Origin of the sequence: Streptomyces sp. NPDC020965 (assembly GCF_044333555.1) — a bacterium.
Classification (GTDB): domain Bacteria; phylum Actinomycetota; class Actinomycetes; order Streptomycetales; family Streptomycetaceae; genus Streptomyces.
This window is the reverse complement of the sequence record NZ_JBIRRE010000001.1, coordinates 109,728-121,998: the sequence shown is the minus strand read 5'-3', so window position 1 is coordinate 121,998 and position 12,271 is coordinate 109,728. Positions and strand designations below refer to the sequence as shown.

Annotated in this window: 17 protein-coding genes; 13 read left to right on the top strand and 4 right to left on the bottom strand. The window is 69.5% G+C overall.

Translation table 11 applies throughout. The annotated features are described in order from the left end of the window. Positions 1 to 8: 8 nt before the first annotated feature. From sufD to ACH4S7_RS00550, 6 genes are read left to right on the top strand one after another with little or no spacing between them, the layout of a single operon-like run. On the top strand, positions 9 to 1,190 hold the full coding sequence (sufD, locus tag ACH4S7_RS00575; RefSeq protein ID WP_398518845.1) for a Fe-S cluster assembly protein SufD: 1,182 nt from the start codon (positions 9 to 11) through the stop codon (positions 1,188 to 1,190). After that, positions 1,187 to 1,504 carry a non-heme iron oxygenase ferredoxin subunit gene (locus ACH4S7_RS00570; RefSeq protein ID WP_398518844.1) on the top strand — a complete coding sequence of 106 codons (318 nt, stop codon included), beginning with the start codon at positions 1,187 to 1,189 and terminating at the stop codon, positions 1,502 to 1,504. Before sufD ends, ACH4S7_RS00570 begins: the two co-directional genes overlap by 4 nt. A 7-nt stretch (positions 1,505 to 1,511) precedes the next feature. Then, positions 1,512 to 2,276, top strand: a complete 765-nt coding sequence (sufC, locus tag ACH4S7_RS00565; protein WP_398518843.1) for a Fe-S cluster assembly ATPase SufC — start codon at positions 1,512 to 1,514, stop codon at positions 2,274 to 2,276. Then, positions 2,273 to 3,541 carry a cysteine desulfurase gene (locus ACH4S7_RS00560; RefSeq protein WP_398518842.1) on the top strand — a complete coding sequence of 423 codons (1,269 nt, stop codon included), beginning with the start codon at positions 2,273 to 2,275 and terminating at the stop codon, positions 3,539 to 3,541. Before sufC ends, ACH4S7_RS00560 begins: the two co-directional genes overlap by 4 nt. Positions 3,542 to 3,553: 12 nt before the next feature. Then, positions 3,554 to 4,027 carry a Fe-S cluster assembly sulfur transfer protein SufU gene (gene sufU / locus ACH4S7_RS00555; RefSeq protein WP_398518841.1) on the top strand — a complete coding sequence of 158 codons (474 nt, stop codon included), beginning with the start codon at positions 3,554 to 3,556 and terminating at the stop codon, positions 4,025 to 4,027. Further along, on the top strand, positions 4,024 to 4,362 hold the full coding sequence (locus ACH4S7_RS00550; RefSeq protein WP_398518840.1) for a metal-sulfur cluster assembly factor: 339 nt from the start codon (positions 4,024 to 4,026) through the stop codon (positions 4,360 to 4,362). Before sufU ends, ACH4S7_RS00550 begins: the two co-directional genes overlap by 4 nt. Positions 4,363 to 4,447: 85 nt before the next feature. On the opposite strand, the gene ACH4S7_RS00545 is transcribed toward ACH4S7_RS00550, so the two are convergent. From ACH4S7_RS00545 to ACH4S7_RS00535, 3 genes are read right to left on the bottom strand one after another with little or no spacing between them, the layout of a single operon-like run. Further along, a complete protein-coding gene (locus ACH4S7_RS00545; RefSeq protein ID WP_398518839.1) occupies positions 4,448 to 4,786 on the bottom strand; it encodes a hypothetical protein in 339 nt (112 codons plus the stop codon). Continuing rightward, a complete protein-coding gene (locus tag ACH4S7_RS00540) occupies positions 4,783 to 4,947 on the bottom strand; it encodes a hypothetical protein (RefSeq protein ID WP_398518838.1) in 165 nt (54 codons plus the stop codon). The genes ACH4S7_RS00545 and ACH4S7_RS00540 overlap by 4 nt, the downstream gene beginning before the upstream one ends. After that, positions 4,944 to 5,276 carry a hypothetical protein gene (locus ACH4S7_RS00535; protein ID WP_398518837.1) on the bottom strand — a complete coding sequence of 111 codons (333 nt, stop codon included), beginning with the start codon at positions 5,274 to 5,276 and terminating at the stop codon, positions 4,944 to 4,946. Before ACH4S7_RS00535 ends, ACH4S7_RS00540 begins: the two co-directional genes overlap by 4 nt. Positions 5,277 to 5,427: 151 nt before the next feature. Between ACH4S7_RS00535 and ACH4S7_RS00530 the strand changes: the two genes are divergently transcribed. The 7 genes from ACH4S7_RS00530 to ACH4S7_RS00500 all read left to right on the top strand — a co-directional run bounded on the left by ACH4S7_RS00530 (position 5,428) and on the right by ACH4S7_RS00500 (position 10,296). Beyond that, positions 5,428 to 6,252 (top strand): Scr1 family TA system antitoxin-like transcriptional regulator, encoded by an 825-nt coding sequence (locus ACH4S7_RS00530; RefSeq protein ID WP_398518836.1) that lies wholly within the window; start codon positions 5,428 to 5,430, stop codon positions 6,250 to 6,252. A gap of 32 nt (positions 6,253 to 6,284) precedes the next feature. Then, positions 6,285 to 6,464: a DUF397 domain-containing protein gene (locus tag ACH4S7_RS00525; protein WP_398518835.1), complete on the top strand. Its 180-nt coding sequence runs from the start codon at positions 6,285 to 6,287 to the stop codon at positions 6,462 to 6,464. A gap of 95 nt (positions 6,465 to 6,559) precedes the next feature. After that, positions 6,560 to 6,880, top strand: a complete 321-nt coding sequence (locus ACH4S7_RS00520) for a DMT family transporter (RefSeq protein ID WP_398518834.1) — start codon at positions 6,560 to 6,562, stop codon at positions 6,878 to 6,880. Continuing rightward, positions 6,880 to 7,419 (top strand): TetR/AcrR family transcriptional regulator, encoded by a 540-nt coding sequence (locus tag ACH4S7_RS00515; RefSeq protein WP_398518833.1) that lies wholly within the window; start codon positions 6,880 to 6,882, stop codon positions 7,417 to 7,419. The genes ACH4S7_RS00520 and ACH4S7_RS00515 overlap by 1 nt, the downstream gene beginning before the upstream one ends. 44 nt (positions 7,420 to 7,463) lie before the next feature. Beyond that, the gene (gene dapD / locus ACH4S7_RS00510; RefSeq protein ID WP_398518832.1) at positions 7,464 to 8,447 is read left to right on the top strand and encodes a 2,3,4,5-tetrahydropyridine-2,6-dicarboxylate N-succinyltransferase; all 984 of its coding nucleotides are present in this window, start codon (positions 7,464 to 7,466) and stop codon (positions 8,445 to 8,447) included. 241 nt (positions 8,448 to 8,688) lie between these two features. Further along, complete coding sequence (locus ACH4S7_RS00505; RefSeq protein ID WP_398518831.1) at positions 8,689 to 9,315, top strand: hypothetical protein; 627 nt, start codon at positions 8,689 to 8,691, stop codon at positions 9,313 to 9,315. Positions 9,316 to 9,558: 243 nt separating this feature from the next. Next, positions 9,559 to 10,296: an antibiotic biosynthesis monooxygenase gene (locus tag ACH4S7_RS00500; protein ID WP_398518830.1), complete on the top strand. Its 738-nt coding sequence runs from the start codon at positions 9,559 to 9,561 to the stop codon at positions 10,294 to 10,296. A 16-nt stretch (positions 10,297 to 10,312) separates the two neighbouring features. On the opposite strand, the gene ACH4S7_RS00495 is transcribed toward ACH4S7_RS00500, so the two are convergent. Next, positions 10,313 to 12,169 (bottom strand): endonuclease/exonuclease/phosphatase family protein, encoded by a 1,857-nt coding sequence (locus ACH4S7_RS00495; protein WP_398518829.1) that lies wholly within the window; start codon positions 12,167 to 12,169, stop codon positions 10,313 to 10,315. Between the last annotated feature and the right edge of the window lie 102 nt (positions 12,170 to 12,271).

The following is a 12,271-nucleotide window of genomic DNA, read 5'->3' as shown; positions in this document are numbered from 1 at the left end:
CGACAGCCATGGCTGAGGCTCAGAACATCCCGGCGGGGTCCACCACCGCCGGCTCGATCGCGGTGGCCGCCGAGTCGACCGTCGCCACCCGCATGAGTGCGCCCCCGTCGTTCGACGTGGCGGACTTCCCGGTTCCGCACGGCCGCGAGGAGGAGTGGCGCTTCACTCCCCTGGAGCGGCTCGCCGGACTCCACGACGGCACCGCCGTCGCCACCGGAGGCGTCAAGGTCACCATCGACGCGCCCACCGGAGTGACCGTCGAGACCGTCGGCCGGGACGACGCCCGCCTCGGTCGGGCCGGCACCCCCGTGGACCGGGTCGCCGCCCAGGCGTACTCCTCCTTCGAGACCGCCTCGGTCGTCACCGTGCCCAAGGAGACCGTGCTCACCGAGCCGATCCGGATCGCCGTGCACGGCGAGGGCGGGGTGGCCTTCGGCCACCAGGTGATCGAGCTGGGCGCGTTCGCCGAGGCCGTCGTGGTCATCGACCACACCGGTGACGCGGTCTTCGCCGCCAACGCCGACTTCGTACTCGGCGACGGCGCCAAGCTCACCGTCGTCTCCGTGCAGGACTGGGACGACAAAACCGTCCACGTCGCCCAGCAGAACGCGCTGATCGGCCGGGACGCCTCCTTCAAGTCCGTGATCGTCACCTTCGGCGGCGATCTGGTCCGGCTGCACCCCCGCGTCGCCTACGCGGCCACCGGTGGCGAGGCCGAGCTGTTCGGCCTCTACTTCACCGACAAGGGCCAGCACCAGGAGCACCGCCTCCTCGTCGACCACAACACCCCGCACAACAAGTCCAACGCGGTCTACAAGGGCGCGCTCCAGGGCCAGGACGCGCACGCGGTCTGGATCGGGGACGTCCTCATCCGGGTGGCCGCCGAGGGCACCGACACCTACGAGATGAACCGCAACCTGGTCCTCACGGACGGCGCGCGGGTCGACTCCGTGCCCAACCTGGAGATCGAGACCGGCGAGATCGTCGGCGCGGGTCACGCATCGGCCACCGGGCGCTTCGACGACGAGCAGCTCTTCTACCTGATGGCGCGCGGCATCCCGGAGCAGGACGCCCGCCGTCTCGTCGTCCGCGGCTTCTTCGCCGAGCTGGTCCAGCAGATCGGACTGCCCGACGTCGAGGAGCGGCTGCTCGCCACGATCGAGGAAGAGCTGGAGGCGTCCGTCGCATGAGCTTCGTCCGTGCCTGTGGCCTGAGCGAGCTGGAGGACGACACCCCCCTGCGGGTGGAGCTCGACGGCACCCCGGTCTCGGTCGTCCGTACCGAGGGCGAGGTCTTCGCGATCCACGACATCTGCTCCCATGCGAATGTCTCGCTGTCGGAGGGCGAGGTGGAGGACTGTCAGATCGAGTGCTGGCTGCACGGTTCCAGCTTCGACCTCCGCACCGGGAAGCCGTCCGGACTGCCCGCGACGCGCCCCGTCCCCGTATACCCCGTAAAGATCCAAGGGGACGATGTGCTCGTCTCCATCACCCAGGAGTCCTGAGTCACCCATGGCAACGCTTGAAATCCGCGACCTGCACGTCTCCGTCGAGGCCGAGAACGGCCCCCGGGAGATCCTCAAGGGCGTCGACCTGACCGTGAAGCAGGGCGAGACCCACGCCATCATGGGCCCCAACGGCTCCGGCAAGTCCACCCTGGCGTACTCGCTCGCCGGTCACCCCAAGTACACGATCACCGGCGGTCAGGTGACCCTGGACGGTGAGGACGTGCTGGAGATGAGCGTGGACGAACGCGCCCGCGCCGGTCTCTTCCTCGCGATGCAGTACCCGGTCGAGGTCCCCGGTGTCTCGGTCTCCAACTTCCTGCGCACCTCCGCCACCGCCATCCGCGGCGAGGCGCCGAAGCTGCGCACCTGGGTGAAGGAGGTCAAGGCGACCATGGAGCGGCTCTCCATGGACCCGGCCTTCGCCGAGCGCAATGTCAACGAGGGCTTCTCCGGCGGCGAGAAGAAGCGTCACGAGATCCTTCAGCTGGAGCTGCTCAAGCCGAAGATCGCGATCCTGGACGAGACCGACTCCGGCCTCGACGTCGACGCCCTGCGCGTCGTCTCCGAGGGCGTCAACCGCGTCCGCGAGTCGGGCGAGGTCGGCACCCTGCTGATCACGCACTACACGCGCATTCTCCGGTACATCAAGCCCGACCACGTCCACGTCTTCGCCAACGGACGGATCGCCGAGTCCGGCGGTCCCGAGCTGGCGGACAAGTTGGAGGCGGAGGGCTACGAGGCTTATGTGAAGGGTGGCGCTTCCTCGTGACCTACCCCCGCCAGGGGCTCCCCGGCCTCCTCGACACCGAGGCGATCCGCAAGGATTTCCCGATCCTCGACCGGGTGATCCACGACGGCAAGAAGCTCGTCTATCTGGACAGCGCGGCCAGCTCGCAGAAGCCGCGTCAGGTCATCGACGCGATGAGCGAGTACTACGAGCAGCACCACGCCAATGTGCACCGTGGTGTCCACGTCCTCGCCGAAGAGGCCACCGCGCTGTACGAGGGCGCACGCACGAAGGTCGCGGAGTTCATCAACGCGCCCAGCCGTGACGAGGTGATCTTCACCAAGAACGCCTCGGAGTCGCTGAACCTGGTGGCGAACATGCTCGGCTGGGCCGATGAGCCCTACCGGGTCGACCACGAGACCGAGATCGTCATCACCGAGATGGAGCACCACTCCAACATCGTGCCGTGGCAGCTGCTCGCGCAGCGCACCGGCGCGAAGCTGAAGTGGTTCGGTCTCACCGACGACGGCCGCCTCGACCTGTCCAACATCGAGGAGATCATCACCGAGAAGACGAAGATCGTCTCCTTTGTGCTGGTCTCCAACATCCTGGGCACCGTCAACCCGGTCGAGGCGATCGTCCGCCGCGCCCACGAGGTCGGCGCCCTGGTCCTGATCGACGCCTCGCAGGCGGCGCCGCACGCCCCGATGGACGTTCAGGCGCTCCAGGCGGACTTCGTGGCCTTCACCGGCCACAAGATGTGCGGTCCGACGGGCATCGGTGTGCTGTGGGGCCGGCAGGAGCTGCTGGAGGACCTGCCGCCGTTCCTCGGCGGCGGCGAGATGATCGAGACCGTGTCGATGCACTCCTCCACGTACGCGCCCGCGCCGCACAAGTTCGAGGCCGGTACGCCGCCGATCGCCGGGGCCGTCGGTCTCGGCGCGGCCGTGGACTACCTGAACTCCATCGGCATGGAGAAGATCGCGGCTCATGAGCACGCGATCACCGAGTACGCGGTGAAGCGCCTTCTTGAGGTGCCCGACCTGCGGATCATCGGCCCGACGTCGGCGGAGGACCGCGGTGCCGCGATCTCCTTCACGCTGGGTGACATCCACCCCCACGACGTGGGCCAGGTGCTGGACGAAGAGGGCATCGCGGTCCGGGTCGGCCACCACTGCGCCCGGCCGGTCTGCCTGCGCTACGGAATTCCCGCGACCACGCGAGCGTCGTTCTATCTGTACTCCACGCCCGCCGAGGTCGACGCGCTCGTCGACGGGCTGGAGCACGTCCGTAATTTCTTCGGGTAGAGCGGAGCCCTTGTGAAGCTTGATTCGATGTACCAGGAAGTCATCCTCGACCACTACAAGCACCCGCACGGCCGGGGGCTTCGGGACGGCGACGCCGAGGTACACCATGTCAATCCGACCTGCGGTGACGAGATCACCCTGCGCGTGAAGTACAACGGATCGCGCATCGAGGACGTGTCGTACGAGGGCCAGGGCTGTTCCATCAGCCAGGCCAGCGCGTCCGTCCTCAACGATCTGCTGGTCGGTAAGGAGCTGGCCGAGGCGCAGAAGATCCAGGCGACATTCCTGGAGCTGATGCAGTCCAAGGGCCAGCTCGTCCCGGACGACGCGATGGAGGAGGTGCTGGAGGACGCGGTCGCGTTCGCCGGTGTCTCCAAATATCCGGCGCGGGTGAAGTGCGCGCTGTTGAGCTGGATGGCGTGGAAGGACGCGACCGCGCAGGCTCTGGGTGACGGCGCGGAGAGCTCCGAGAGGAAATCGGTATGACGGAGAACGCAGGGGCCGCGCTGAAGCCGGCCTCCGAGGACGAGGTCCGCGAGGCGCTGTACGACGTGGTCGACCCCGAGCTGGGGATCGACGTGGTCAACCTGGGCCTGATCTACGGCATCCACGTCGACGACTCGAACGTGGCGACGCTGGACATGACGCTGACGTCGGCGGCGTGCCCGCTGACGGACGTGATCGAGGACCAGGCGAAGTCGGCCGTGGACGGCATCGTCAACGAGCTGAAGATCAACTGGGTCTGGATGCCGCCGTGGGGCCCGGACAAGATCACCGACGATGGGCGCGATCAGCTCAGGGCGCTGGGCTTCAACGTCTGACCCCTGGCCGCGTCGTGCCGACGCGGACCGGGTGTGAACGGCCAGGGCCACCGGGGGACCGGTGGCCCTGGCCGTTTCCGTACCTTCAGGGTCCGGTCTCGCCCGCGTCGAAGGAACAGCCGCCCGGGTGACCCTCGAAGTGGGTGCACGCCTCGCTGCCCGATGGGCTGATCCGGGGGCGGTCCGGCCGGATGACCACGGCGGTGGCGACCCGGCAGCCGTCGGGCCAGGTCGCCCACATCTCGCCCTGGCCGGCGTCGTCGAGCTGCCACACCAGATCGGTGTGATCGCCCGTGTGCGGATCGAGCCTGCACCGGAGATCGCGCGTCGCGTCGGTGATATCGCCGTTCCCGATCGCCCGCATGGCGCTGTCGAGAGCGTGAGGCACCCGCGCGAAGGCGCCGCAGAGCGGTTTCTCGATCACTCCGCCACCTCCTCCGTCTGTACCGGGCGGTCGCCGTGGTGGGGGTGTCGCCGGAGCAGTACCCGGCAGTCGACGGCTGCCGATTCGTCTCCGGCCCTGGTGGCCGCGTCCAGTTCCGTACGGAGCCGCTCGCACTCCGCGCACTCGTCCGGCGCCGTCACAGGCCCATCTCCGACAGGGAAGCGCAGTGGGGGTGCGCCTCGATCTCCTCCGAGCACGCGAGGACACTGGCCAGATCGCCGGTACCGCGACAGTTCTCCCGGTGCCGCGCCAGCGACCGGCAGAAGGTGCACCCGTCGACCGGCACGGCCTCCAGGCGCGGCGGTACGGGAGGCGGTTGGTCCCGGCGCTCGACCAGGCCGGAGTGGACGGCCTTGAGCAACACGGGGGTGGCGGCGCCCCACTCTTCGCGCGGCAGCCCATGAGCCTGTATGCGCGCGTCCAGCTCGGCGGTGGTGTGTTGGTTCTGGTACGGGAGATCAGCACTCATGGTCGGGAGCCAGTCCTTTCGGTTGACCTGGTTCCTCTGCGTGACCAGATGAGCACAAGTAGTCCTAGGCTGTTGAGCATTGAGCTTTGGAATTCAACGATTCGAAGCACCGTTCGAAGGCGCTGCAAGGGCAAACTTGGAGGTCAGCGCAGTGGATGACGATGACGCGCGAGAGCCGTTGACTCCGGTTGAGGTTTTCGGTGTTGACGTACGAGAGATGCGTCAGGCACGCAAGATGTCGCTCCGGGGGCTGGCCACCGCCACGGGATACTCGGCTGCATACGTGTCCAAGGTGGAGAACGCCAAGCTGGTGCCCAGCGCTCGGTTCGCCGAGGGGTGTGATCGTGCGTTTGGAACCGGAGCGGTGATGGCCCGCCAGCGGCAAGTGGCCGTCGCCGGTGATCATCCGTCGTGGTTCGTTCCGTATCTCCAGCGTGAGCGTAGGGCAACGCGAATCCTCAACTACTCGACGCTTTATGTGATGGGGTTGCTTCAGACTCCGGAATATGCCCGTGCGCTTTACCGGATGGGGGCCGCGCGCTTCTCCGCGTCAACAGTCGAAGCCAAAGTGGCTGAGCGGGCAGCGCGCCGAGACATCCTTGATCGGTTGGATCCGGCGCCGCCTGTGCTGTGGGTGGTGCTCCATGAATCGTGCCTACGGGTCGTGGTCGGCGGGCCCGGGGTCATGATGCGGCAGATTGAACGCTTGCTGGAGGATGCCGAACGGCCGAACGTGAGCGTTCAGCTCTTACCTTTCAGCGTCGTGCCCGCCTCCGACTCCCCATTTACATTGCTGGCAACTACGGGCACGCCTACGGTGCTACATGCGGATGGTCCGCAAGGCGGGCGACCACAGGAGACGCCAGCGCTCACCTCATCGGCATGTGAGATCTACGATCGCCTACGCGCAGAAGCGCTAGGACACAGTGAATCCGTCACGCGAATTCGTAAGATTCTGGAGGAGTACGCGCCATGACCTGCCTTCACAGCCCTTGCCTAATGGATTGGATGAAGTCGAGCTATAGCGCCCCGAATGGTGGCGAATGCATTGAGTGGGCTCCTGGCCACGCGTCCGTGTACGGCCTCGTGCCGGTCCGGGACAGCAAGGCTCCGGGCGGCCCGATACTCACGCTCACCCCCGCCGCGTTCGTCGGACTCGTGGAGTTCGCCAAGCGCGCGACCGCCTAGTTCCCGTCGGAAGCCCCGCCCCCGTGCACTATCCGGGGGCGGGGCTTCTCGCTGGATGCGTACGCCCGTACGCATCGTTGTGTACTCTCGTACACATGGGATATGGACTGCTCGCCGCGGCCATCGCGGCGGAGGTGGCCGCGACGACGGCCATGAAGTACAGCGAGGGCTTCAGCCGGCTCTGGCCCTCGGTGTTCACCGTCGTGGGCTATGTCATCGCGTTCTCGCTGCTGGCCCAGACGCTGAAGACGCTCTCCGTCGGCACCGCCTACGCCATCTGGGCGGGTGTCGGGACCGCCGCCGTCGCCGGGATCGGGATGATCTTCCTGGGGGAGGCGGCGAGTCTGGCGAAGTTCGCCGGGATCGCGCTCATCATCGCCGGGGTGGTCGTGCTCAACACCGGGGGAGCCCACTGATGGCGCGGCGCTACGACCCCGAGCGGCGGCAGCGCATCATCGACGCCGCGCTGCGGGTCGTCGGGCGGGACGGTATCGGCGGGCTCAGTCATCGCACCGCCGCCGCCGAGGCCGATGTGCCGCTCGGCTCCACCACGTACCACTTCGCCTCGCTGGACGAGCTGCTCATCGCCGCGCTGCGGCAGGCCAATGAGACCTTCGCGGCGGCGGTACGGGACAGTCGCGCGCTCGCCGACCCGGACAGCGATCTCGCGGCCGATCTGGCGCGGATCATGGGGGAGTGGCTCGCGGCCGAGCGCGTCCGGGTCGAGCTGGAGTACGAGCTGTATCTCGCCGCGCTGCGGCGCCCCGTACTGCGGCCCGTCGCCGCCGAATGGACCGAGGGCGTCGTGGCGGCCCTCTCCCGCCGTACCGATCCCGTCACCGCGCGGGCGCTGGTCGCCGTCATGGACGGCATCTGCCTCCAGGTACTCCTCACGGACGCCGCGTACGACCAGGAGTACGCGCGGGACGTCATCGGCCGGGTGCTCGGGACATGAGATCGGTTCGCCCGGGTGGCCGGGCGGGCGTTAGGTTTCCTCCCATGACCGAAACACCTCGCACCACCGGCGCCGTCGCCGCCGGGCTCGCCACCCTCGCCGCCGATGGCACCGTCCTCGACACCTGGTTCCCCGCTCCGGAGCTGCTCACCGAGCCCGGCCCGGCCGGGACCGAGCGGCTCACCGCCGAGCGCGCCGCCGAACTCCTCGGTGAAGGAGCCGTCAGGGCGATCGGGCCGGACGCCCGTCGCGGCGTCGAGGTCGTCGCCGTCCGTACGGTCATCTCCTCGCTGGGCGAGAAGCCGCTCGACGCGCACGACGCGTACCTCCGTCTGCACCTCCTCTCGCACCGGCTCGTCCAGCCGCACGGCCAGAGCCTCGACGGCCTCTTCGGCCTGCTCGCCAATGTCGCCTGGACCTCGCTCGGCCCCGTCGCCGTGGACGACATCGAGAAGGTCCGTCTCAACGCCCGTGCCGAGGGACTGCACCTCCAGGTCACGAGCATCGACAAGTTCCCGCGCATGACGGACTACGTGCTCCCCAAGGGCGTACGGGTCGCCGACGCCGACCGGGTGCGGCTCGGCGCGCACCTCGCCGAGGGCACCACCGTCATGCACGAGGGCTTCGTCAACTTCAACGCCGGCACCCTCGGCACCTCCATGGTCGAGGGGCGGATCTCGGCGGGTGTCGTCGTCGGCGACGGCTCCGACATCGGCGGCGGCGCCTCCACCATGGGGACGCTGTCCGGTGGCGGCAACGTCATCATCTCCATCGGTGAGCGCTGCCTGGTGGGTGCCGAGGCGGGCGTCGGTATCGCCCTCGGTGACGAGTGCGTGGTGGAGGCCGGTCTGTACGTCACGGCCGGTACGCGGATCACCATGCCCGACGGTGAGATCGTGAAGGCGCGCGACCTCTCCGGGGCGAGCAACATCCTGTTCCGGCGCAACTCCGTGACGGGCGCCGTGGAGGCGCGGCCCAACAACGCGGTGTGGGGCGGGCTGAACGAGGTGCTGCACAGCCACAACTAGTCCTTGAGGCAGGGCCCGGTTCCTCGTTCTTCGGGGGGCCGGGCCCTGTTGTATGCGGGGTTCCGGCCTGTCTGCGGCGCTCCAGGGCTCGGAAAAATATGAGCTTAAAGCCAAAATTTGGTTAAAAGGTTCTTTTAAGGCCAATGGGTGATCGCGTACACCGTGTCACGCTCCAGGGCGAGTTACGTTGGCACGAGTCGGCCGGGGAGTATCTCCGGCCGCATCCATCGAGAGGCACCTCATGCGCTTCACGCGCACCATCGCCGCTTCACGGACTCTTCTGATCACCTCGATCGCCGTCGTCGGCCTCACCGCCGCCCCCGCCGTCGCCTCCACCGCAGGCCACGCGGGCGCCGCCGCCTCCGGAGCCCGCGGCGGCTCCGGCATCCTCGGCCTCCCCGGCAGCAACGGTTCCAACGGCGTCGGGAGCAGCGGCGGTGTCGGTGGCCTCGGAGGCCTCGGGGGCGCTGCCGGTGCCAATGGCAACGGTGGTAACGGCGGCAACGGCGGCAATGCCAACGGCACTGGCAGTACCGGTGGCCAGGGCGGCGCCGGCGGCGCGGGCGGCGCCAACGGCAACGGCGGTAACGGGGGCGCCGGGGGTGTCGCCACGCTCGGCGGCACCGGTGGCAAGGGCGGCGTGGGCGGTGTCGGCAATGCCGGTACCGGCATCCCCGGCGGCGCGGGTGGTAACGGCGGCGCCTCTACGGCCGGCGGTGTCTTCACCGGCGGCACCGGTGGTGCGGGTGGCGCGGCCAGCCCGGTCTGCCCCGGCAAGCCCGGCGGCAACGGCACCGCCGCGACGGCCACCGCGAACGGCACCACCGGTGCCACCGGCGCGGCCGGTAAGTCCACCCTCCCCTGCTGACCCGGCTCCCTGACCGGCGGAGCAACTCCTCGTACGCCGCGCGCGGCGCCGCCACCGTCTCCCGGTGGCGGCCTGCGTGGTTTCCGGACCCCGCCCGCGTCCAGCGGGGCCTTCGCCGTCACCGTGCCCGGCGGTCCCGAACGGTAGCCACTCGAACCATGGTTGACCTCAAGCGCGCTTGATGTTCAACGATGGCCGGTGAGGGCGCACCACAGGGGGGCGTCGAACCGAGGGGACACCGTCATGACCGCGTATGTGACCAGCCGGCCCGATGCCCGGCCCGACCTCGGCCGCTCCGGCGTGGGCGTCGTCAAGGTGTCCACCTGGGACGTCGGCACCCCCGAGCGCCAGCACGCCACCGTCGACGCCATCGCCACGGCCTGGGGGAGCCGGAGATGGCCCGCCGTCGGACTCCTCTCGTACACCGTGCACATCGGCGAGGACGGGCGGACGCTGCTGCACTATTCGCAGTGGGCCGATGAGGAGGCGTACCAGAAGTTCTTCCGGGGCTACCGGGACGAGCGGAACGCCGAGATCGACGCGGCCGTCCCCGGGATCGATCGGGTCGGGATCCACGGGTACGAGCTGTACCGGGGCGGAGTACCGGAGGGGGACGGCCGGGTCCCCGGGGCCGTCGTGATCGTGGAGGTGGAGTTCGAGGGACCCGACCGGGAGCGGCAGCGGGCGTGGGTGGACCAGGTCCTGACCGCGCTCGCCGCCGACGAGAAGTCGGGCGCGGGCCGGGGCGGGCCCCGGGACGCCGGGATCTCCGGCTGGTTCCACCTCGGCGTGGACGGCGACCGGGTGCTCAACTACGCGGAGTGGGAGACCGCCGACGCCCATCGCGCCGCCCTGGCCGCGCCCGGTGAGGGCATCGGCGGCGACGGTCCTGAGTGGGCCGCCGTGCACGCCTTCCCCGGGGTGACCGGTCGCCGGGTGACCCGCTACACACCCGGACTGAGCATCAGCCCGGGTGGGTAGGACGGGACAGTACGGTTTACGGGCGGAAGCGCAGCACCTGCGGGTCGTGGTCGCTGTTCTGCTCCGCGAACTCCGCGTTGATGTGCACGCTGTCGTACTCGAAGTCGTCGATCGAGGGGCTGGTCAGGATCTGGTCCAGCACCTGGCTGTTGCCCTGGAAGACGTACGAGTAGCGCTCGGCGCGCGGCAGTGAGGTGATCGCCGCGTGCAGCGCGCCGCCCTCGGTGAGCGTCTTCGTCGTCGCCGAGAACTCGAAGTCGTTGATATCGCCGACGACGAGGACGTCCGCGCGGCGGTCGGCCTTGAGGATCTCCTTGACGAACGTGTTCACCGAGCGCGCCTGGGCCACCCGCTGGACCTCGGAGGACCGGTTCGGCGGCTGGAACTGCGAGGTCAGGGCCTGGTCGCCGCCCTTCGACGCGAAGTGGTTGGCGATCACGAAGACCGGGCGGCCACGGAAGCTGAACTCACCCGCGAGCGGCTTGCGGCTGGACTCCCAGGCGGCGGTGTTCCCCGGGTCGACCCGGCCCGGGGACAGCGTCAGGGCGGCCCGGCGGCCGTCCCGTACGACCCCGGTCGGTGTGGTGGCGTCGCCGCCCGCGCGGTCGGTGAACGAGACCCGCTCGGGGTTGAAGAGGAAGACCTGGCGGATGTTGCCGCCCGGCTGGCCGCCGTCCTTGTTGTTCTCCGGGTCCACGGACCGCCACTCGTACGCGGGGCCGCCCGCCGCGACGATCGCTTCCGTGAACTTCCGCACGGTCTTGTCGGCGGCGACCGTGCCGTCGTTCCGGCTGCCGCTGTTGTCCTGGATCTCCTCCAGGGCGAGGATGTCGGGCGAGGCCAGATTCTCCACGACGGCCCGGCCGAGCGCGTCGAACGTCTCCTGCGGGTCGGACGGGTCGAGGTTCTCCACGTTGTACGTGGCCACGGCCAGCTCGCCCCGGCGCTGCGGGCGGGTCCGCTCGGGCTGGAGGCCCCGGTCGGCCACCGTGCCGAGGGTCCGCGCGGTCAGGGTGTAGCCACCGAACTGGCTGAAGTCCAGCGGGCCCTCGGTCCAGCCGGTGAGCCAGTCGCCGACGTTCGCCTTCGGGAAGGGCTGCTCGGCGGTGGGGACCAGCGACTGGATCTGGAGCCGGCCGGTGTTCTGGGAGGCGTACGAGCCGTAGCGGGTGCCGCCGCCCGCGGTCGGGTTCTCGAACGGCTTGACCGTCACCCACAGCTCGGAGAACGGGTCGGTCGCGCCCACGACCCTGGAGGTGCCGACGCGGACGTTGGTGCCCTCCAGGGACTCGTAGTAGTCCAGGGCGTACGTACGCGGCTTCAGCGGCAGGGCGTTCACGCTGCCCCCGGCCGCCGGGTCGCCCTCCGGGGCGTAGCGGGACGGCACGGACCAGGCGGAGACCGTGACCGGCGCGGGCAGCTCATTGCCGGAGGAGAGCACCGTGACCGTCGGGCGGGAGAGCTGGGTGAGCGACTGGTTGCCGGAAGCGGCCCCTCCGGGGACGAATTCGGCGACCGTGCCGGAGACCCGCACATCGTCGCCGACCTTGACGGCCGGGGTGGAGCCGGGGCCGGTGAAGACGAAGAGGCCCTCGCTGGTCGCCGGGTCGCCGTCGCCGCCGGGGTCCTGGATCCAGAAGCCGCGCGATGAGCCGTAGGTCCGTACGCCGGTGACGATGCCGGGGACCTCGGCGACGGCCTGCCCGGCGAGCGGGGAGGTCCGGGTGGAGCCCTGGACGTCATGGATCCGGACGCCGTCGCCGGGCGCCGGGGCGGCGGACGCGGCGGCGGAGCCGGTGAGCAGGCCGGCCGCGAGCGCGGCGGCGACGAGGGAGGCGACGGCGGCGGTTCTCGGTACGACGGAGGAAGGCATCGGGTCTCCGGTGTCAGAGGAGTGAGGGTGTGTGGGTGGTGTCGAGGAGCGAGGGTGCGTGCGTGGGGTGGTGCGGTGCACGACAAGTTCTACGCGCGTCAA

Excerpts from the sequence above, each read along its gene's own strand:
- sufD (WP_398518845.1), top strand. The coding sequence starts at position 9 with ATGGCTGAGGCTCAGAACATCCCGGCGGGGTCCACCACCGCCGGCTCG.
- ACH4S7_RS00570 (WP_398518844.1), top strand. The coding sequence starts at position 1,187 with ATGAGCTTCGTCCGTGCCTGTGGCCTGAGCGAGCTGGAGGACGACACC.
- sufC (WP_398518843.1), top strand. The coding sequence starts at position 1,512 with ATGGCAACGCTTGAAATCCGCGACCTGCACGTCTCCGTCGAGGCCGAG.
- ACH4S7_RS00550 (WP_398518840.1), top strand. The coding sequence starts at position 4,024 with ATGACGGAGAACGCAGGGGCCGCGCTGAAGCCGGCCTCCGAGGACGAG.
- ACH4S7_RS00535 (WP_398518837.1), bottom strand. The coding sequence starts at position 5,276 with ATGAGTGCTGATCTCCCGTACCAGAACCAACACACCACCGCCGAGCTG.
- ACH4S7_RS00525 (WP_398518835.1), top strand. The coding sequence starts at position 6,285 with ATGAAGTCGAGCTATAGCGCCCCGAATGGTGGCGAATGCATTGAGTGG.
- ACH4S7_RS00520 (WP_398518834.1), top strand. The coding sequence starts at position 6,560 with ATGGGATATGGACTGCTCGCCGCGGCCATCGCGGCGGAGGTGGCCGCG.
- ACH4S7_RS00515 (WP_398518833.1), top strand. The coding sequence starts at position 6,880 with ATGGCGCGGCGCTACGACCCCGAGCGGCGGCAGCGCATCATCGACGCC.
- dapD (WP_398518832.1), top strand. The coding sequence starts at position 7,464 with ATGACCGAAACACCTCGCACCACCGGCGCCGTCGCCGCCGGGCTCGCC.
- ACH4S7_RS00505 (WP_398518831.1), top strand. The coding sequence starts at position 8,689 with ATGCGCTTCACGCGCACCATCGCCGCTTCACGGACTCTTCTGATCACC.
- ACH4S7_RS00500 (WP_398518830.1), top strand. The coding sequence starts at position 9,559 with ATGACCGCGTATGTGACCAGCCGGCCCGATGCCCGGCCCGACCTCGGC.
- ACH4S7_RS00495 (WP_398518829.1), bottom strand. The coding sequence starts at position 12,169 with ATGCCTTCCTCCGTCGTACCGAGAACCGCCGCCGTCGCCTCCCTCGTC.